The organism is Rathayibacter sp. AY1D2, assembly GCF_002932695.1.
Classification (GTDB): domain Bacteria; phylum Actinomycetota; class Actinomycetes; order Actinomycetales; family Microbacteriaceae; genus Rathayibacter.
This window is the reverse complement of the sequence record NZ_PSVX01000029.1, coordinates 28,034-47,555: the sequence shown is the minus strand read 5'-3', so window position 1 is coordinate 47,555 and position 19,522 is coordinate 28,034. Positions and strand designations below refer to the sequence as shown.

The following is a 19,522-nucleotide window of genomic DNA, read 5'->3' as shown; positions in this document are numbered from 1 at the left end:
TGGGTGGTGTCCGTCGAGTTCTGCACGACGGCGGTGACGAGGCGCGGCCACGACTCCGTGTCCTGCGGGAGCACCAGGCTCACCGGGGAGGCCGGGATCGTCTGCGGCGGGTCGATCGTCCCGCCCTTGGCGACGACGTCGTAGTTCGTGGTGCGCTCGGTGAGCGCCTCGCCCTGGAAGCGCTCGGCCAGGATCCCGGCGTCCCGGGCGGCGTCGGCGCGCGACGCGACATCGGCGACCTCGGCGACGACGGCCTCCGCCTGCTGCGTGGTGACCACGGGGGTCGGCTCGGCCGAGACCGGCTCTGCCCCCGCGGTCGCCGTGGCGGACGCGGTCGGCGCCTCGCTCGCGCCCGCGGCGAGATCCGGCCAGTAGTCGGAGCTGCAGCCGGAGAGGAGGACCGTCGTCCCGAGGACGACGGGCAGCACCAGGGCCGCCCGGCGGCGCGAGGGCGCCGGCGACGCCGTGGAGGCCTGGATCCCGGCACGCGGCCGGGGACGGCGGGCACCGCGGGGGATACGGCCCTGCGGTCCCTTCCGGCGCGGGCCGTGCTGGCGGCGCAGGTGGACGAAGGCCCAGATGTAGAGGACGAGGCCGAGGAGGAGGAACACGGCTCCTCCGAGCAGCAGCGGGCCGGCGAGGGGCGTCGCGGTGTCCACGGGCCAGCTGACGCGCACGGAGTCGGCTGCCGGCGCGGTGCCGTCGCTCGCGATGAGGATGGAGACGTCCTCCGGCACGTCGAGCGCCAGGGTCACGCTGCCGCTCCCCTCGAACTCCTCGAGCCAGAGGTCGGAGCCGCGAGGATCGACGACCGCCGCGTCGGCGGTCTCGACGTCGGAGGAGAGCTGGACGCGCTCGCCCGTCTCCTCCGCGGAGGTGAGGGTGTCGTCGGCGCGCTCGTAGCCGATGGCGTCGTAGCTCGAGCCGCCCACCCAGCCCAGCACGTCGGAGGTCCGGGCGTAGGCGACGACGAGGTCGCCGCTGCCCTCGACCGTGATCGTCTGGCGTCCCGGGTTGGCGCCCAGGGTGCTGCCGTCGATCACCGCGTAGGGAGCGGAGGAGTCGAGCGCGGTCTCGGCGGTGAGGGACTCCGGAGGAGCCCAGACCGTCCGCTGACCGATGCCGAGCACGATCATCGCGGCAGCGATGACGGTGGCGATGATGGCGAAGACGAACCGCACGAAAGAACTCCTCCTGCGTTGCCGGATCGGGGTGACGGCCGGGGCCGGCTCGGGGTACGCAGCCGGACCGGGGCGCGACGGCAACAGACAAAGACAGTCCACGATAGCCGATGCCCTCGCTCCGATGCCCGGGAGAAGCCGAGAGTGCGGCCCGGGCGGCGCGCGGTGCGGGTGTCGCCCCGGCCGCGGCCTCCCTGCTGAATACACTTTCCCAGTGCCGCGAGCCCCACCGCGGTCCTGCTCTGAAGGAGACGACGTGGCGAACGACGAGGCCGAATTCACCCAGGTGTTCCGTGGCTACGACCGGGACGAGGTCGACAAGGCCGTCCAGGGCCTGCGCCGCGAGCTCATCCACTCGAACACCCAGGCGGCCGAGAGCGGCCGCGAGGTGAAGCGCCTGTCCTCCCGGATCGAGGGCCTCGAGAAGGAGCTGCAGCAGGTCGGCACTCCCACCTACGCCGGCCTGGGCGCCAAGCTCGAGCACACCCTGCGCGTGGCCGAGGAGCAGTCCGAGCGGATCATCGCCCAGGCCGAGAACGACGCCTCCGCCCTCCGCCGCTCCACCCGCGACGACGGCGACCGCATCCTCCAGGAGGCGCGCGACGAGGCCGAGCGCCTGGTGACCGAGGCGCGCCGCCGTGCGGACCGGACCCGCGACGAGTCCGAGGCGCAGGCCGCGGCGACGCTCGGCAAGGCCGCCGACGACCGCGACGTGATGACCCAAGACGCCGTCCGCGAGGCCGCCGCGATCCGCGGCACCGTGGCGACCGAGGCCGCCGAGACCCGCGCCACCGCGAAGCGCGAGGCCGCCGCGATCCGCTCCGAGGCCGAGCGCGAGGCTGCGGAGATGCGCGCCGTCGCCGCCCGCGAGATCGAGGTCGCCCGCGCCGAGGCCGCCCGTCTCGCCCAGGCCAACGAGCTCCTGCGGGCCGAGGTCGCCTCCGAGGTCGACCGGCTCCGGGCGGCCGTCGAGGCCGAGGTCGCCCAGGCTCGCGCGGCGGTCGAGGCCGAGGTGCTCTCGACCCGCGCCGCGCTCGACGCCGAGGTCGCCGCCGCCCGCGCCGAGGGCGCCCGCGAGATCGCCGACCAGCGCACCCGGCTCACCCAGGAGCGCGCCGAGGCCGTCGCCGTGCTCGACGCCGAGCTGGCGGGCCTGCGTGCCGCGTCCGCCGACGAGGCCGCTGCGCTCTCGCGCGAGGTCGAGCAGGCCCGGATCGACCTGGTGGTCGAGCTCGCCGCGCGCCGCGAGGAGGCCGACCGCGACGACCTGCTCCGCCACCAGGAGGCCGTCGCGCAGACCCAGCGCTACCTCGACGAGTCGAACCTGCAGCTCGCCGACGCCATCCGACGCGCGAACGACAAGCGCCTCGAGGCGGACGCCCTCCGCAGCGACGCCCTCGACGACACGACGCGACTGCGCCGGAAGGCCCAGGACGACTCCGACGCCCTCCTCGACGACGCGCGCGACCAGGCGCAGAAGCTCGTCGCGGACGCGGAGCGCCGCAGCCGCGAGCTGATGGACACCGCCGAGCGGCGCCTCGACGAGATCCGCACCGAGCGCGACGCGATCGCCGGCTACGTGTCCGGACTGCGCGGGCTCATCGGGCACATCGACGGACTCGCGGACGACGGCGACGACTCCGACTCCGACGGCAGCGGCTCCGACGGCGGCTCGTCCGGCCGCTAGGCGGCCGCTAGGCGGCCGCCGCGCGGGTCGGCTCAGCCGAGCTCGCCCGCCCACTCCGTCGGCAGCGGGGACGAGGCGGGCGCGACCACGCGCACGATCTCGTCGAGGACCCGCCGGGTCTGCGCCTCGCCGACCCAGAGGTGCTTCCCGCCGTCCACGGCGACGAGGTCCAGCTGCGGCACGCTCGCGAAGCGCTCGGCGGCCGCCTCCGGCCGCAGGTAGTCGTCGAACTCCGGGACGAGCGCCACGAGAGGGCGGCCGTCCTCGCCCCAGGCGGCGACCTCCTCCGCGCTCGTGCGGTGCAGCGGCGGCGAGAGCAGGATCGCTCCCTCGACGGGGTGCTCCCTCCCCCACTTCAGCGCGAGCTCGGTGCCGAAGGACCAGCCGACCAGCCAGGGGTGCGGCAGTCCGCGGTCCGCGACGAGGGCCAGGGCTGCGGCGACGTCGGCGCGCTCCTCGGTGCCGTGTCCGAACGCGCCCTCGCTCGTGCCGCGCGGCGACGCGGTGCCGCGGGTGTTGAAGCGGAGGACCGCCAGGTCGGCGAGCGCGGGCAGCCGGGCGGCGGCCTTCCGCAGGATGTGCGAGTCCATGAAGCCGCCGTGGGTGGGCAGCGGATGCAGGGTGACCAGGATCGCGACCGGCTCGTGCTCCAGGGGCAGCGCGAGCTCCCCCACCAGGGTCAGGCCGTCGGAGGTGTGCAGCTCGACGTCCTCGCGGCGGGCGGGGAGGACGACGCCTCCGCGGATCTCGTGGGTCATCGTGCTCCTCGGATTCTCCAGCAGTGCGTGTGCCAGTGGCGGCGGCCGGCCAGGTCGGCCGCGTCGCCGAGGGCGCCGTCGGCCCGCCAGGTGACCAGGTGCGGCTGGCCGATGTCGATGGTGAGCCCGCAGCCCGGGCAGAGGTAGTTCTTCACGGCCCGCGCTGCCGAGACGGGCTGAACGTTCCACTCCCGGCCGGCGTGCGACTCTGTGCGCCGGAAGCCTGCGAGCATCTGCGAGAGGTCGCGCTGCTCGTCGTCGTCGTCACGGCGGCCGCCCCGGGGTCTGTTGCTGCGCGGCATCTCCCCAGTCTAGGAGGCCGCCGCTGGGCCCCTCCCGTCAGTGGGAGCTGTCGTCCATCTCGAGCCGGGTCTCCTCGGCGTCGAGCATCAGCTGCGCCCGCCGCAGCGTCCGCGAGGAGTAGACCCCGCGCCCCCGGGCGTCCAGCAGCGCCTCCCGCTCGGCGAGCAGGACCGCTCGGCGCAGCCGCAGGTACTGCGCGTGCGGGCCGAGGGGCGCATCCTCCGCGCGGCCGACCTGTTCCCACGCCACCTGCGAGCGGGTCAGAGTTTCGCGGCGCACGCGCTCGAGGACGCGCTCGCCCGCCTCGCCGTCGGGCAGCTCCGCCACCGCCTCGGGGAGGGCCTGGATGCCCGTGGCCGCGACCTCGTCGAGCAGCGTCGCGAGCTCGCGGCGGTCGGCCTCTCCGTCGGTGCCCTGGATGCCGGTGAGCCGGATCAGCGCCGGGAGCGTCGCACCCTGCAGGAGCAGCGTCACGACGGCGACGGTGAAGGCGATCAGGATCAGCTGGGAGCGGTAGGGAGTCTCGTCCGGCAGCGACTGGGCCGCGGCGAGCGTGACCACGCCGCGCATCCCGGACCAGGACAGGACGACTCCTCCGCGCCAGCCGAACGCCTCGCTCGTGGTCGCGGCCAGATCGGTCTCGCGCCGGAGGTAGAGCCGCTCCGCTCTCACCTGCCGCCGCCGGAAGCGCTCGTCGCTGGTGGCGCTGTTGCGCAGTCGCATCAGGCCCACCGCCAGCCGCCGGTTGATCCGCTCCGCCCGCCGACCGGAGCTGCGCAGCCACAGGAGCAGCGGCCACACGAAGAGGGCCCGCAGCACGATCAGGATGACCACGGTGGCCAGACCCAGCAGCACCGCGGTGCCCACTCCGAACTCGCCCGGGTCCACGACCCCGGAGACGATCGCCTTGATCTCGGCGCCCATGAGCAGGAAGACGCCGTTCTCGAGCAGGAACTGCGCCGTCCGCCAGTTCACCCGCTCGCTGATCCGCGACTGCGGCGAGAGGAAGCGCGCGCTGTTGTGCCCCGTGTAGATCCCGGTGACCACGACGGCGAGCACCCCGGACGCGCCCAGCTCCTCGGCCGGGATGTAGGCCAGGAACGGCACGGCGAAGGACACGGCGGTGTCGAGCACCGGGTCCCGCAGCTTCGAGCGCACGAAGACGGTGAGCACGCCCATGACCAGTCCGAGGACGATCGCCATCAGGACGGAGTAGACGAAGAGGACCCCCACCTCGCCCACGTCGATCGCGTCGGTCGTGACGGAGGCGCCGACCACGGCCGCCGCAGCCGTCGCGGCGCGCAGCAGCACCAGCGCCGACGCGTCGTTCACGAGGCTCTCGCCCTCGAGCACCGTCACCAGGCGGGGCGGGAGTCCGAGCTTCTTGCCGATCGAGGTCGCGGCCACCGCGTCGGTCGGGCTCACGACGGCGCCCAGAGCGATCGCCGCGGGCAGGCTCAGATCGGGGAACACGAGGTAGAGGAAGCCGCCGACCACGAGGGCGGTCACTACGACCAGGAGGACCGAGAGCCCGAAGATCGAGCGCAGGTTCCGCCGGAAGTCGGTGAGGGGCACCTGGATCGCGGCCGAGTACAGCAGCGGCGGCAGCACGCCCGCGAGGATCAGCTCAGGCTCGACCTCGATGTCCGGGACCCCGGGGAGATAGGACGCGCCGATCCCGATGACGACCAGGAGCAGCGGTGCGGCGATCCCGAGGCGGCTCGAGAACCGCGCGACGGTGACGACCGTGATGATCCCGACGACCCCGAGCAGCGCGTAATCCACGGCACCAGGGTAGCGAGAGCCTCAGCCCGCCGGACGCTGTGCCGAGCGGAGGAGAACGATCAGTACCAGCCGACCGACTCGGAGTGGGCCCAGGCGCCGCAGGGCGAGCCGTAGCGGCCGGAGATGTAGCCGAGGCCCCAGGTGATCTGGGTGCTCGCGTTGGTCGCCCAGTCGGAGCCGGCCGTCGCCATCTTGCTGCCGGGGAGTGCCTGCGGGATGCCGTAGGCACCGCTGGACTTGTTCTCGGCGTAGACGTTCCAGCCGGACTCGCGGTTCCAGAGGAGGACGAGGCAGTCGTACTCGCTGTCGGCCCAGCCGCGCTGCACGATCATGTCGTACGCGATGGCCTTCGCGGATCCGGGATCCGGAGCGGCGGCGCGCTGGACGGGAGCGGCGGTCTCCGCCTCGGCGGAGCCCGACTCCTCCTCGTCGGCGGTCGCGGAAGCGGTCTGAGTCTCGGTCGGAGTGGGCGTCGGGGTCGGAGTGGGCGTCGGCTTCGCCTCGGCGCCGAACGAGTCGCGCTGGACGGTCCGCTCGACGGCGTCCGCGACGACGAGCCGCTGCGCGGAGTCGCCGTTGAAGCGCGCCGGGGCCTGGTAGTAGGGGGAGGCGACCGCGCCGCTGGACGGATCGACGACGTTCACCATGGCGAACGCGATCGAGGCCGTGAAGGCCAGCACCGTCACCGGGATCCGAGCCCAGGAGCGCCGCACCGGGGTCTGGTGCGGGACCGCCGGGCGACCGCTGGTGCGGTTCGCGGGCGTGTGGGCGACGGAGGTCTGAGGATGCTGAGCCACGATTACGAAAGCATAACGGACGATGACCTGATCGGCCAGCAGATCCGGCTCCGGTCAGCGGACCGCCAGCATCACGTCGACGACCGTGTCGAGCAGCAGGTCGACCTGGGCCTCGGCGTACCCGCCGCGCTGCGGGGCGAAGGAGACGGTCCGCACGTCGTCCACGGTCAGCACCGATCCGTCGCGGAAGTAGCCGGAGATCCTGTCGGCGAAGGCGTCGACCTGGCGGATGTTGTAGCCCGTCGTGAGAGCGCCGGCCCGGGTGAACCGCTCGCGCGGAGCGCGGGCCAGCCGGTTCACGATCTCCTGGGCGGTCGACCGCGCGTCCGCGAGCCACGCCTCCTCGCCCCGGGCCGCGATCGCGTACTGGCGCTCCCGCAGGGCGAAGGCGTCCTCGAGGCGCTCGAGCGCCGCATCGACGTGGGGCGCGGAGTAGCCGCCCTTGCGCAGGGTGAACGCGGTGTGGCGCAGGTCGGCGGCGCGGAGGTCCGCCGGTCCCCCGGAGAGCTGCGAGTAGGCCTCGCGCGCCGACGCGAGGAAGGAGTCGACCTCGGCCGTGTCGTAGCCGGGACGGGACTCGCGGGCTCGGGGGAAGGGAGCGGTCATCCCGACATCATGCCAAGCCGCGCGCCGGGAGCGGAATCGGCACGCCCCGGCGAGGCGTGCGCTCAGTGGGCGAAGAGGAAGTACAGCACGTAGGCCGCTGCGGCCGACGGCAGGATCGAGTCCAGCCGGTCGAGGACTCCCCCGTGGCCGGGCAGCCAGGAGCTCATGTCCTTGATGCCGATGTCGCGCTTGATCAGCGACTCGGCGAGGTCGCCGAGCGTCGCGGTGAGCAGCACCACGGCCCCGAACACCGCACCGACCCACCAGGACTGGCCGAGCATCAGCAGGGCGAGCAGGACGCCGACGACGATCCCCGCTACGGCCGCACCGGCGAACCCCTCCCAGGTCTTCTTCGGGCTGATACGCGGTGCCATCGGGTGCTTGCCCCAGGTGAGTCCGCTCACGTAGGCGCCGGTGTCGACGACGATCACGAGCACCAGGAACGCGAACGCCCAGAGCTGGCCGCCGGGCTCGGCGACGAGACGGATCGCGAAGGCGCCGAGGAAGGTCGTGTAGCCCTGGACGAACGCGCCGAGGCCGATGTCGAGGGCGAGGTCCCTCCGGCTGGAGGCGGTGCGCCGGAAGAGCTGCTCCCCCAGCCGCCAGAGGCCGACGAGGACGGATCCGCCGAGGACCGTGGCCCACGCGGCGCCGAGGCCGCCGTAGTAGGCGGCCGGCACGGCGACGACCGCCACGATCCCGGTCGGGATGCGCGGGATGTCGCGACCGGCGTGGCGCAGGGCGTTCGAGAGCTCCAGCGCCGCGAGCAGCACCACCACCCCCGCGAGCACCATGAAGAGCTCCTTGACCAGGAGGAGGCTGACGACCATCGCACCGCCGCCGAGGAGTCCGATCGCGGTCGCCGACACGAGGTTCCGGCCCGAGCGCGCGGTCAGGCGGTCGTTCGTCGCCTCGAGCTGGGCGCGGGTCGCCTCGAGCTGGCGCTCGACGTCGGCCCGGCCCTGCTGGGCGCGCGCACGCAGCGCGTCGCGGGTGACCATCCGGGATCCCCGGGCACCCGGGACGTGCGGAGACGGTCTCTTCTCGCCGCCCTCGGGTCCTTCGGGGATCTCGGGCACCGCTACACCTCGAGCAGTTCGGATTCCTTGCGCTTGAGCGCCTCGTCGATCGCGTCGACGTGCTGCTTCGTGAGCGCCTCGAGCTCCTTCTCGCCGCGGGCGAGCTCGTCGTCGCCGATGTCGCCCTTCAGCGCGTCGAGGTCGTCCTTGCCCTTGCGGCGGATGTTGCGCACCGCGATCTTGGCGTCCTCGGCCTTGGTGCGGACGATCTTGACGAACTCCTTGCGGCGCTCGGCGGTGAGCTCCGGCAGGGTCACGCGGATGATCGTGCCGTCGTTGGTCGGGTTCGCGCCGAGGTTCGGCATGTCCCGGATGGCCTGCTCGATGTCGCGCAGCGAGCCCTTGTCGTAGGGCGTCAGGACGAGCGTGCGGGCCTCCTGGTTCTGCATCGAGGCGAGCTGCGACAGCGGCGTCGGGGTGCCGTAGTAGCTCACCAGCACCTTCTGGAACATGCCGGGGTTCGCGCGTCCGGTGCGGACCGTGGAGAAGTCCTCCTTGGCGACCTCGACGGCCTTGCCCATCTTGGTCTTCGCGTCGGCCAGTACATCCGAGATCACAGGGAGCTCCTTAAGAGAGGGAAGTGGTCAGTCTAGTTCGAGACGAGCGTGCCGAGCTCGGCGCCGCGGATGGCCTTCGCGACGTTGCCCGAGGGCTCCATGCCGAAGACCTGCATCGGCATGCCGTTGTCCATGCAGAGGCTGAACGCGGTGGAGTCGACCACCTTGAGGCCCCGCTGGAGCGCCTCCTGGTAGGTCAGCGCATCGAGCTTCTTCGCGTCGGGGTTCGTCCGCGGGTCGGCGTCGTACACGCCGTCCACACCGTTCTTGGCGACGAGGACCACGTCGGCGTGCGTCTCGAGCGCGCGCTGCGCGGCGACCGTGTCGGTCGAGAAGTACGGGAGTCCGGCGCCGGCGCCGAAGATGACGACGCGGCCCTTCTCCATGTGCCGGATCGCCCGGCGGGGGATGTAGGGCTCCGCGACCTGCGTCATCGCGATCGCGGACTGCACGCGCGTCTCGGCGCCCGCCTGCTCGAGGAAGTCCTGGAGGGCGAGGGCGTTCATCACCGTGCCCAGCATGCCCATGTAGTCGGCCCGGCCGCGGTCCATGCCGCGCTGCGAGAGCTCGGCTCCGCGGAAGAAGTTGCCGCCGCCGACGACCACCGAGATCTCCACCTCGGTCGCGGCATCGGCGATCTCGCGCGCCAGGGCGCTGATCACGTCCGGGTTCACGCCGAGCGTGCCGGCTCCGAACGCCTCCCCCGACAGCTTCAGAAGCACCCTGCGGCGCTTGCCCGTCGTCATCGCATCCGTCTCCGTCATGGACGTTTCCTCCCGTAGACCCGTACAAACCTATCCCGCGCGGAGCGGACCCCGCGACCACGCCCGGGGCCGCCCCGGGCAGAGCGAAGGGAGCCCGGGTCGACTGAACGACCCGGACTCCCTCCTGCAGTGCTGTTAGGCGCCGACCTTGAAGCGGGCGAAGCCCGACACGGTCAGGCCCGCGTCGCTCAGGACCTTGCTGACGGACAGCTTGTTGTCCTTCGCGTAGTCCTGGTCGAGCAGCGCGACCTGCTTGAAGTACGCGTTCACGCGTCCCTCGATGATCTTCGGCAGGGCGGCCTCGGGCTTGCCCTCGCCGCGCGAGATCTCCTCGACGATGCGGCGCTCGTTGTCGACCTCGGACTGCGGCACGTCCTCGCGCGAGAGGTAGGACGGGTTCGCGAACGAGATGTGCTGGGCGACGGAGCGCGCGGTCTCGGCGTCCTCGCCCGCGTAGCCGACGACCACGCCGACCTGCGGGGGCAGGTCCTTGTTCGTCTTGTGGAGGTAGATCGCGAAGTGCTCGCCCGAGACGGAGGCCACGCGGCGCAGCTCCACCTTCTCGCCGAGGATCGCGGCCTCGTCGTTGATGAGGTCGGCGACGGTCTTGCCGTCGGCGGGGGCCGCGAGGGCCTCCTCGACCGTGGTGGAGCCGGCGGCGACGACCGCGGCGAGCACGGCGTCGGCGAGGGCGATGAACTTCGTGCCCTTGGCGACGAAGTCGGTCTCGCACGCGAGCTCGATCATCGTGGCGACGCCGTCCTTCTCGGCGGCGGCGACGAGGCCCTCGCTCGTGGAGCGGTCGGCGCGCTTCGCATTGCCCTTGGCGCCCTTGAGGCGGAGGATCTCGACCGCCTTGTCCAGGTCGCCGTCGGCCTCGACGAGCGCGTTCTTCGTGTCGACCATGCCGGTACCGAGCTGCTCGCGCAGCGTCTTGACGTCAGCGAGGCTGAAATTTGCCATGTTCTCGGAACTCCTCTTGGTTCGGAAACCCTGTGGCGCCGTCACTCGCGGCGGGCTCACGGGAGGAGCCCAGCACGCCGAGGTGACGGCGGTTCTTACTCGTGGTGAACGTGCACCGACCGAGCGGGGGCCGGACGACCGCGGGTGCGGCGTCCGACCCCCGTCACGGAACGGGGTGTCAGGCGGTGGCGGTCTCGTCGGTCGGGGTCGCGGCGGCGTCGGCCTCGGGGGCCTTCTCCGCGGCGGGGGTCTCGGCCTCGACGACGGCCTCGTCGGCGGTCTCGGCCTCGGCGTCGGCGACCTTCTCGGTCTCCGCGCCGGCCTGCTCGTTCGGCTCCTGCACGTCGGCGGCGGGCGCACCGGTGGAGAGCAGCTCCTGCTCCCACTCGGCCAGCGGCTCGACGGCGGAGACGTTGCCCTCGGCCTCGGGCTTCTGGTGGCGCTGGATGAGGCCCTCGGCCGCGGCGTCGGCGACGATGCGGGTGAGCAGGCTCACCGAGCGGATCGCGTCGTCGTTGCCCGGGATCGGGTACTGGACCTCGTCCGGGTCGCAGTTCGTGTCGAGGATGCCGATGACCGGGATGCCCAGCTTCTTGGCCTCGTCGATCGCGAGGTGCTCCTTCTTGGTGTCGACGACCCAGAGGGCCGACGGCGTCTTCGAGAGGTTGCGGATGCCGCCGAGCGACTTGTGCAGCTTGTCGAGCTCGCGCTTCTTGATGAGGAGCTCCTTCTTGGTGAAGCCGCTCTTCGACGTGTCGTCGAAGTCGAGCTCCTCCAGCTCCTTCATGCGGGCGAGGCGCTTCGAGACCGTCTGGAAGTTGGTCAGGAGGCCGCCGAGCCAGCGCTGGTTCACGTAGGGCTGGCCGACGCGGGTCGCCTGCTCCGAGATCGCGTTCTGCGCCTGCTTCTTGGTGCCGACGAAGAGGATGGTGCCGCCGTGGGCGACCGTCTCCTTGACGAAGTCGTAGGTCTTGTCGATGTAGGCCAGCGACTGCTGGAGGTCGATGATGTAGCTGCCCGAGCGCTCGGTCAGGATGAAGCGCTTCATCTTCGGGTTCCAGCGACGGGTCTGGTGCCCGAAGTGGACGCCGCTGTCGAGCAGCTGGCGCATGGTGACGACTGCCATGAGTCGTTCTCCTTGTCTCGGGGCCCGGGCGCACGACGGCGCCGAACTCCCGTTCGGTTGTCTGCGACGGCCGGTCGGCACGTCGCCCTGGCGCCCGGCGCACTCCCGCCCCGGCCGCATGAGCGGAGAGGGACCGTGGGGAGCGGAGGCCGAATGGGCGCGCGTAGTCACCCCGACGAGCGAGGTGCTCCGTGGAGTCTAGCACCAGGACGGCCGCCTCCCCCGCTGCTGCGGGAGGGCGGCCGTCGGGGCGCGGGAGGCCGGTGCTACTTGCGCGCCGACTTCATCACGGTGCGGATGTGCAGGGTGTCCATCTCCTCCAGAGAGCGGCCCTTGGTCTCGGGCACGAACATGAAGACGAAGACGAACGAGATCGCCGCGAAGGCGGCGTAGAGGCCGTAGGCCAGGGTGAGCGACACGTCCTGCGAGAGGATCGGGAAGGTCACCGTGATGGCGAAGTTCGCGATCCACTGGGCCGAGGCCGCCAGGCCGAGCGCGGCCGCTCGGATCCGGTTCGGGAAGATCTCGCCGAGGAGGACCCATACCAGCGGGCCCCAGGTCGCACCGAAGAAGACGACGAACGCGTTCGCCGAGACGAGGGCGATCGGCCCCCAGGCGCCGGGCAGCGAGACGTCCTCTCCGCTGATCGTCGACTGGCTGAAGGCGATGGCCATCAGTGCGAGCGAGACGGCCATGCCGGCCGATCCGACCAGCAGCAGCGGCTTCCGGCCGACCTTGTCGACCAGGAAGATCGCCACGAAGGTGACGACGACGTTCACGACCGAGGTGAAGACCGAGATCGCGAAGGAGTTGGACTCGTCGAATCCGACCGCGCTCCAGAGCGAGGTGGAGTAGTAGAAGATCACGTTGATGCCCACGAACTGCTGGAACACCGACAGCAGGATGCCGACCCAGACCACCGGGAGCAGGCCGAGGGCGGGGCCACGGAGGCTGGAGCGCTTCGCGTTCTCGGAGTCCTCGTCGATCTTCTTCTGGATGTCCGCGAGCGCCTCGTCGACCTCGTCGCGCGGCGTGACCGTCGCGAGCACCGCGCGGGCGTCCTCGGAGCGGCCGCGGGTCGCGAGGTAGCGGGGCGACTCCGGCAGGGTCAGGGCCAGGAGGCCGTAGATCACGGCCGGCACGGCGCAGGCGATGAACATCCAGCGCCAGGCGGCGACGCCGAACCAGAAGGGCTCGGAGGCGCCGTCCGCGCCGTTCGCGATGAGGGTGTCCGAGAGCAGGGCGGCGAAGATGCCGAGCGTGATCGCCAGCTGCTGCAGCGACGCGAGAGCTCCGCGGATGGCCTTGGGCGCGATCTCCGAGATGTAGGTCGGAGCGATCACGGAGGCGATGCCGATGCCGAGGCCTCCGACCACGCGCCAGAGCACGAGGTCCCAGACCGCGAACGCCGCGCCGGCGCCGATCGAGGAGATGAAGAAGAGCCCGGCGCCGAGCAGCATGACCTTGATGCGGCCCCAGCGGTCGGCGAGGCGGCCCGCGAGGTACGCGCCGAGTGCGCAGCCGAGCAGCGCGGAGGCGACGGCGAAGCCGATCAGCGCGGCCGAGAGCTGGAACTCGCCCTGCACCGCCTCCACGGCACCGTTCACCACCGACGAGTCGAAGCCGAAGAGGAAGCCGCCGACCGCCGCCGCGATCGCGAGGCCGATCACCTTCCTCTTCAGCTTCGCCGCCGAGGGGTTCGGGATGTCCGCTCTCCCGCTGGTCGTGTCAGATCGTCCGCTGGTCATGGTCGTCTCCGATTCTCGCCGCCGGTGGGGGCGGGGTGCCGCTCCCGAGCCGGATCACCGGCACGTTACTCCTCGCCGCGGCACCACCGGGACGGGTTGCGCTCTCCCCCGGCCGATGTCCTCCCTCCACAGCCGGGCCCGTCGCGCTCTCCTCCCCTGATCCGCTCGGCCGACCACCGGTCCCGGACCGGCTCCAGGAGGGTGGCCGCATGCTCCGATCCCGACTCCTGCGCCCGGGCGTGTTCGCCCTCGCCGCTCTGCTCGTCGGGGCGCCTCTCGGCGCCTCGCCCTCCGGCACCTCGTCCCCCGGCCGGTCCGACCCGCGGTGGAATTCACCCGTCCCGGGGTTCTCCGTCGTGGAGCCGTGGGGCGCGCCGGCCCACCGCTACGCCCCCGGGCACCGCGGGATCGACCTCGCGGCAGCGGCCGGGCAGCCCGTGGTCGCCGTCGCGGCGGGCACCGTGTCGTTCTCGGGCAGGGTGGTCGACCGGTCCGTGGTGAGCATCGTGCACGCGGACGGTCTGGTCTCGACGGTCGAGCCGGTCGACGGATCGGTGACGGCGGGGCACGTCCTCACCGCGGGCCAGCCCGTCGGAGCAGTGGGTGCGGGCGGCCACTGCGACGGGAGGTGCGTGCACCTCGGCGTCCGCGAGGGTGGCGACTACGTCTCGCCGATGCGGTTCTTCGGCGGGATCCCCCGGGCGGTGCTTCTGCCGATGGACGACGTGGCGCAGGGTGTTGAGCGAGTGGCGCGGAAGGGTGCGTCCGGTGACTCGCGCGTCCGGTCAGGCGCGGGGGTGGGCGAGGCGGTAGGCGTCGCGGATCCGCTCGGTCGAGACGTGGGTGTAGATCTGCGTGGTGCCCAGGCTCGCGTGGCCGAGCAGCTCCTGGACGGCGCGGAGGTCGGCTCCGCCGTCGAGCAGATGGGTCGCCGCGGTGTGGCGGAGGGTGTGCGGACCGGACGGTCCGGAGCCCTGCCCGACGTCGAGGAGCCTCGCCACCACGCCGTAGACCGTGCGCGGGGTGAGGCGCGCGCCCCGCCGTCCCAGCAGCAGGGCCCCGCTCCCGTCGCCGGTGGCGAGAGAGGGTCGGGCGCGCTCCAGGTAGTCGACGAGCGCCTCCTTCGCGGGCACGCCGAACGGGACGACCCGCTGCTTGGCGCCCTTGCCGGTGACGAGCACGGTGAGCCTGCCGAGATCGACGTCGCCCAGGTCGACGGCGACCAGCTCGGAGACGCGGATGCCGGAGGCGTAGAGCAGCTCGACGATCGCGAGGTCCCGCAGCGCCACCGGGTCCTCGGTCGCGCCTCGCGCCGCGACCGTGTCGAGCACCTGTTCCGCCTGCGGGAGCGTGAGGACCCGCGGCAGTGTCCGTCCCGACTTGGGCGTCTTGAGGCGTGCGGCGACGTCGACGGGGAGCCGCTCGGTCCGATGCGCCCAGGAGGAGAAGGAGCGGACGGCCGCGGTGCGCCGGGCGAGGGTCGCGCGGGCGATCCCCGACTCCGACTCTCGCCAGAGCCAGTCGCGCAGCAGCTCGAGGTCGAGCTCGGCGGTGAGGAGCCGCCCCTTCTCCTCCGTGTGGGCGATCAGGCGCGCCAGGTCGGAGCGGTAGCCCTTCGCGGTGGCGGGCGAGAGGGACCGCTCGTCGAGGACGTAACGGAGGAAGTGCTCGACCGAGTCGGCGAGCGTCTCGCCGGTCATGATCCGTCCGGCATCCGCGACCAGAGGTCGATGCGCCCCTGCTCGTCGAGCCCCTCGAGCCGCTCGATCAGGTCGGTGCCGAACCGCGTCGCGATCGGGGCCGGTGCCGTCGGCACGAACGAGGCGGCCACCGTCTCCGGGTGGACGTGGACGAGCGAGAGGCTCTGCGCTCCGTCGACGCCGGCGAGCTCCCGCTCGGGCGCTCCGAGGTCCATCGTGTAGCTGGTGGCGCCGGCGACGAGCACGGGCACGCCCGCGAAGGTCGCAGCCGTGGGGTAGTGCAGGTGGCCGCCGAGGATCGCGCGGACGTCGGTTCCGCGCACCACCTCCTCGAGGCGGTCGATCCCCCGCAGCTCGAGCACGGTCATCGCGCCGAGCGGCGTGGGCAGCGGAGGGTGGTGCAGGGCGAGGATCGTCCCGAGCGGGGCCGGTGCGGCGAGCTCGTCCTTCAGCCAGGCCAGCTGGGCGTCGGTGAGGTCGCCGTGGTGGAAGCCGGGCACCGCGCTGTCGAGCGCGATGAGCCGGAGCCCGCCGAGGTCGACGACCTGGTCCACGGGTCCCGCGCCCGCCGGGTCCTGCTCGAGGAGCACCCGCCGGAAGGCTCCGCGCTCGTCGTGGTTGCCCATCACCCAGACGATCGGGCAGCCGAACCGCTCGCCCACGGGGTCGAGCTGCTCGCGCACGCGCCGGTAGGCGTCCTCCTCGCCGCGGTCCGCGACGTCCCCGGTCACCACGATCGCGTCCAGGCGTCCGCCGCGCTCGGCCAGCCGGCCGACCGCCTGCGCGAGGCGGGCGACCGTGTCGACCTTCCCGTAGAGCGGAGCGCCGTCGGCCAGCAGGTGCGTGTCGCTCAGATGCGCGATGACCCTGTCGGCGGCGCGGAAGTGCCCGAGCTGCGGGCGCTCTCCGCCGTGTCCTGCTGCCGTGGCGTCCATGCCGCTCCCCTCGCCGATGCCCCTTCAGCGTAGGGCGGACCGCCGACAGCGCCGCGGCGGCGGGGCCGCTCACCCGGGTGCCCGCTCCCAGTCCCCGTCCTCGGAACGGTGGACGCGTCCGTCTGCGAGGAGCGCACCCAGCGCCGACAGTGCCGAATCGAGCGAATCCCCGGAGAGCCGGGCGACGGTTGCGGCGTCACAGCCTCCTTCGGATTCGACGACGGCCAGGACTCGCGCCTCAGCCGCGGTCAGCGCTCGGCACGATCCGTCGGCGTCGCCGACGGCGAGCAGTTCGAGCACATCCGCCGGCGAGGTGACGCAGGTCGCCGCGTACTCGCGGAGGAGCCGGTGGCAGCCGGCGGAGGAGGCACTGGTGACCGGGCCCGGGACCGCACCGAGGGGGCGGCCCAGGGCAGCCGCGTGGCCGGCGGTGTTGAGGGATCCGGAGCGGGCGCCGGCCTCGACGACGACGGTGCCCACGGTGGAGGCGGCGATGAGGCGGTTGCGCTGCAGGAATCGCCAGCGGGTGGGCGTGGTGCCCGGCGGGACCTCCGTCGCGACGGCGCAGCCGGGGGTGGCGATGATGCGGTGGAGGAGGTCGGCGTGAGCCGTCGGGTAGAGGCGGTCCGCTCCCCCGGCGAGGAAGGCGACCGTCCGGCCTCCGGAGCCGAGGGCGGCGCGGTGGGCGACCGCGTCGATCCCGAAGGCACCGCCCGAGACGACGGAGACGCCTCGCGCCGCGACGCCCGCGGCGAGCTCGGCGGCCACGTGCTCGCCGTAACCGGTCGCAGCGCGGGCGCCGACGAGGGCGAGGCGGTGCGGCGGATCGAAGGCGGCGGGATCACCGCGCAGCCAGAGCAGGAGTGGCGCGTGCGGCCCGAGGTCGTCGAGCGACTCGGGCCACACGGGAGCCCCGGGCAGGAGCAGTCGGGCGCCGAGTCGCTCGGCGATCTCGAGACGTCGGAACAGGAGCCTGCGGTCCAGGCGCGGTCGCCAGCGCGCCAGCCCCGACTGGAGCGCGGCGACCTCGGAGTCGAGGGGCGCGAGCGCCCCGCCTCCTTCGTCGGAGGGAGCGCGATGCGGGGGCGCGAGGATCTCCTCCGCGGACGACGAGGACACGACGTGGGCGAAGGCCTCGGCCGCGCCGACCCTCTCGATGAGGAGGGCGGCGACGGAGTCGCCGGGCTCGGTCAGAGAGTTCCAGCCGCACCGGGCAGCAGCGTCGACGAGTGCGCTCCGAGCGCAGCCGGACTCACCCGAAGGCTCGCCGTCGGCCGCCGAGTCCGGATCGGCTGCGCCGCTCGGCAGCAGTCGGCGAACAGCGTCGAGCTCCGCTCCGTCGAAGAGCGCGTCGGGCCGGATCACGCGGCACCTCCTCGAAGGGCGAGCGCGCGCGCGAGGTGGGCTGCTGACGGCCGGTCGGCTGCGTCGAGGTCCGCGAGCGTCCAGGCCAGGCGCAGGACCCGGTCGTAGCCGCGCATGGTCACCAGACCTCGCTCCAGAGCCCGGTCGAGCGTGCGGGACTCGGCACTGGTCGGGCGCACCGCGTCCGAGCGCAGCCAGGCGCCGGAGACCTCCGAGTTGAGCGTCCACGGAGTTGAGGCGAGGCGAGCCGCTGCCAGGGACCGCGCCGCGGCGACACGGGCGCGAGCCTGCGCCGTCGACATTCCGGACGTGTCTCGACGTGCAGCCAGCTGAGCCGCGCTGATGCGGCGGACCGTCAGGCGGATGTCGACGCGGTCGAGCAGCGGTCCGCTGAGCCGCGCGAGGTAGCGGCGGCGGACCGAGGGAGCGCAGGTGCAGGTCTCTCCGGGGATGCCGAAGCGGCCGCACGGGCACGGGTTCGCCGCGAGGACGAGCTGCACCCGCGCGGGGAACTCGGCGACGGCGTTCGCGCGGTGGATGCGGATCACGCCGGATTCGAGCGGCTGGCGCAAGGCGTCGAGGGCGACGGACGAGAACTCGGGGGCCTCGTCGAGGAACAGCACGCCCCTGGTGGCGCGGGCGACCGCGCCGGGACGGATGCGGCCGCTGCCCCCGCCGACGATCGCTGCGGAGGAGGCCGAGTGGTGCGGACTCTCGAACGGCGGCCTGCGCACCAGCGCGCCACCGGTCGGCGCTCCGACGAGCGAGCGCATGCAGGTGGCCTCGAGCGCTGCATCGTCGTCGAGGTCGGGGAGGATGCCCGGCAAGCGCGAGGCGAGCATCGTCTTCCCGGCGCCGGGAGGCCCCAGCAGGAACACGTGGTGCCCGCCCGCCGCCGCGACGACCATCGCCTCGGCCGCCTCCTCGTTCCCCACCACGTCGGAGAGGTCGAAACGGGCCTCCGGCTCGGACACCGTCTCAGACGGCGGCGCGGCCTCGGGGAGCACCGGCACTTCCCACTCGGCTCCGTGCCAGACGGCGGCCGCCGCCAGCGAGGAGACCGCGATCACCTCGACGCCGTCGACCAGCTCCGCCTCGAGCCGGTCCTCGACGGGGACCATCACGCGGCGCCTGCCCTCGCGGGCGGCCGCGAGCACCGCGGGCAGCACGCCCGGGACGGAGCGCAGCCGGCCGTCCAGGCCGAGCTCCCCGATGTGGACGACCGCGGCGACCGACTCCGCATCGACCTCACGGAGCGACGCGAGCGCGGCCAGCCCGATGGCGAGATCGAAGGCGGAGCCGTGCTTGGGCATCGCGGCCGGCGAGAGGTTCACGGTGATCTTGTACTCGGCGATGGTGCTGCCGGAGTTGATCGCCGCCGAGCGCACCCGCTCCTTCGCCTGCGCGAGCGCGGCGTCGGGCAGGCCGATGATCACCATTCCCGGGGTGCCGTCGGCCGAGTGCGCCTCCACCCCGACCACGGCTCCCGCGAAGCCGACGAGACCGACCGCCGTGGTCCTTCCCAGGCCCATCAGGCCACCGCCCGCAGGTGCCGGATCTGCGACGGGACTCCCCCGGGAGCGACGATGCCGACCGCGTCGATCCGCAGATGCCGGGAGCGCTCGTGGTGCTCGTCGGCCCAGGCGTAGGCGAGTCGGCGCAGGCGCTGCGCCTTGGCCCGCGTGATGGCCTCGACCGGCAGTCCGAAGCGCGTCGATGAGCGCGTCTTCACCTCCACCACGACCAGTGCCGACCCGTCGCGGGCCACGATGTCGAGCTCGCCCTCGCGGACCCGCCAGTTGCGGTCGAGGATCTCGAATCCGTTGTCTCTCAGGTGCGCCGCCGCGATCTCCTCGCCGCGCCGCCCCAGTTCGTCCTTGTCCATGCGTCCTCCTGCCGGAAGCGTGCAGGACCAGGGAGGAGCGCTGGACGGCCGAGAGGGGGATCCGGGGAGAAGACGGCCGAGGAGGTGCGTGGGGAGGGACCTCGGTCCGGGGTCTGGATACGGCGCCGGGACCGCTACGCGACCAGCAGGAGGAATGCGCGCCGCGTGAAGACGAGACCCTCGGAGCCGCGCATCCGAGAGAGCTCCGGAGCGGGGTGGGGCTCCTGGCACCGGGTCTCGATGCGCCGTCGGAGGCGGCTACGCGACCAGCAAGGGGTCCGGA

Annotated in this window: 17 protein-coding genes and 2 pseudogenes; 2 read left to right on the top strand and 17 right to left on the bottom strand. The window is 72.9% G+C overall.

What is annotated here, in order from left to right:
• Nucleotides 1–1,181: pseudogene (locus tag C5D04_RS09350) on the bottom strand (hypothetical protein); the annotation flags it as partial.
• 256 nt (nt 1,182–1,437) lie between these two features.
• On the opposite strand from C5D04_RS09350, the gene C5D04_RS09345 reads away from it, so the two are divergent.
• Complete coding sequence (locus tag C5D04_RS09345) at nt 1,438–2,868, top strand: DivIVA domain-containing protein (protein WP_104347629.1); 1,431 nt, start codon at nt 1,438–1,440, stop codon at nt 2,866–2,868.
• 32 nt (nt 2,869–2,900) lie between these two features.
• Here the strand turns inward: C5D04_RS09345 and C5D04_RS09340 are convergent, their stop codons facing one another.
• The 11 genes from C5D04_RS09340 to C5D04_RS09290 all read right to left on the bottom strand — a co-directional run bounded on the left by C5D04_RS09340 (nt 2,901) and on the right by C5D04_RS09290 (nt 13,354).
• Entirely contained in the window at nt 2,901–3,626 is a 726-nt protein-coding gene (locus C5D04_RS09340; protein WP_104347628.1) for an alpha/beta hydrolase, read from the bottom strand.
• Nucleotides 3,623–3,928: a hypothetical protein gene (locus C5D04_RS09335; RefSeq protein ID WP_181027199.1), complete on the bottom strand. Its 306-nt coding sequence runs from the start codon at nt 3,926–3,928 to the stop codon at nt 3,623–3,625. The genes C5D04_RS09340 and C5D04_RS09335 overlap by 4 nt, the downstream gene beginning before the upstream one ends.
• Before the next feature lie 37 nt (nt 3,929–3,965).
• Complete coding sequence (locus tag C5D04_RS09330; RefSeq protein WP_104347627.1) at nt 3,966–5,714, bottom strand: sodium:proton antiporter; 1,749 nt, start codon at nt 5,712–5,714, stop codon at nt 3,966–3,968.
• A gap of 59 nt (nt 5,715–5,773) precedes the next feature.
• On the bottom strand, nt 5,774–6,511 hold the full coding sequence (locus tag C5D04_RS09325; protein ID WP_258061290.1) for a lytic transglycosylase domain-containing protein: 738 nt from the start codon (nt 6,509–6,511) through the stop codon (nt 5,774–5,776).
• Between the two features lie 54 nt (nt 6,512–6,565).
• Nucleotides 6,566–7,117: a DivIVA domain-containing protein gene (locus C5D04_RS09320; protein WP_104226865.1), complete on the bottom strand. Its 552-nt coding sequence runs from the start codon at nt 7,115–7,117 to the stop codon at nt 6,566–6,568.
• 62 nt (nt 7,118–7,179) lie between these two features.
• Nucleotides 7,180–8,118 (bottom strand): phosphatidate cytidylyltransferase, encoded by a 939-nt coding sequence (locus tag C5D04_RS09315; RefSeq protein WP_104347626.1) that lies wholly within the window; start codon nt 8,116–8,118, stop codon nt 7,180–7,182.
• Between the two features lie 80 nt (nt 8,119–8,198).
• Entirely contained in the window at nt 8,199–8,753 is a 555-nt protein-coding gene (gene frr / locus C5D04_RS09310) for a ribosome recycling factor (RefSeq protein WP_104232499.1), read from the bottom strand.
• 32 nt (nt 8,754–8,785) lie between these two features.
• Nucleotides 8,786–9,499, bottom strand: coding sequence for a UMP kinase (pyrH, locus tag C5D04_RS09305; protein ID WP_374952923.1), 714 nt, complete (start codon nt 9,497–9,499; stop codon nt 8,786–8,788).
• 153 nt (nt 9,500–9,652) lie between these two features.
• A complete protein-coding gene (tsf, locus tag C5D04_RS09300; RefSeq protein WP_104223895.1) occupies nt 9,653–10,480 on the bottom strand; it encodes a translation elongation factor Ts in 828 nt (275 codons plus the stop codon).
• Nucleotides 10,481–10,658: 178 nt separating this feature from the next.
• Nucleotides 10,659–11,606 carry a 30S ribosomal protein S2 gene (gene rpsB, locus C5D04_RS09295; protein WP_104347625.1) on the bottom strand — a complete coding sequence of 316 codons (948 nt, stop codon included), beginning with the start codon at nt 11,604–11,606 and terminating at the stop codon, nt 10,659–10,661.
• Between the two features lie 266 nt (nt 11,607–11,872).
• Nucleotides 11,873–13,354 carry a sugar porter family MFS transporter gene (locus tag C5D04_RS09290; RefSeq protein ID WP_104223897.1) on the bottom strand — a complete coding sequence of 494 codons (1,482 nt, stop codon included), beginning with the start codon at nt 13,352–13,354 and terminating at the stop codon, nt 11,873–11,875.
• 209 nt (nt 13,355–13,563) lie between these two features.
• Here C5D04_RS09290 and C5D04_RS18875 point away from each other — a divergent pair.
• Nucleotides 13,564–14,016, top strand: a pseudogene (locus tag C5D04_RS18875) (murein hydrolase activator EnvC family protein); the annotation flags it as partial.
• 123 nt (nt 14,017–14,139) lie between these two features.
• On the opposite strand, the gene C5D04_RS09280 reads toward C5D04_RS18875, so the two are convergent.
• The 5 genes from C5D04_RS09280 to C5D04_RS09260 all read right to left on the bottom strand — a co-directional run bounded on the left by C5D04_RS09280 (nt 14,140) and on the right by C5D04_RS09260 (nt 19,239).
• On the bottom strand, nt 14,140–15,054 hold the full coding sequence (locus C5D04_RS09280; protein WP_104295445.1) for a tyrosine recombinase XerC: 915 nt from the start codon (nt 15,052–15,054) through the stop codon (nt 14,140–14,142).
• The gene (locus C5D04_RS09275; RefSeq protein ID WP_104223899.1) at nt 15,051–15,989 is read right to left on the bottom strand and encodes a phosphodiesterase; all 939 of its coding nucleotides are present in this window, start codon (nt 15,987–15,989) and stop codon (nt 15,051–15,053) included. The genes C5D04_RS09280 and C5D04_RS09275 overlap by 4 nt, the downstream gene beginning before the upstream one ends.
• A 69-nt stretch (nt 15,990–16,058) precedes the next feature.
• Complete coding sequence (gene dprA / locus C5D04_RS09270) at nt 16,059–17,354, bottom strand: DNA-processing protein DprA (protein WP_258062879.1); 1,296 nt, start codon at nt 17,352–17,354, stop codon at nt 16,059–16,061.
• Nucleotides 17,351–18,886, bottom strand: coding sequence for a YifB family Mg chelatase-like AAA ATPase (locus C5D04_RS09265; protein WP_104295444.1), 1,536 nt, complete (start codon nt 18,884–18,886; stop codon nt 17,351–17,353). Before C5D04_RS09265 ends, dprA begins: the two co-directional genes overlap by 4 nt.
• On the bottom strand, nt 18,886–19,239 hold the full coding sequence (locus tag C5D04_RS09260; protein WP_104223901.1) for a YraN family protein: 354 nt from the start codon (nt 19,237–19,239) through the stop codon (nt 18,886–18,888). Before C5D04_RS09260 ends, C5D04_RS09265 begins: the two co-directional genes overlap by 1 nt.
• Nucleotides 19,240–19,522 lie beyond the last annotated feature (283 nt).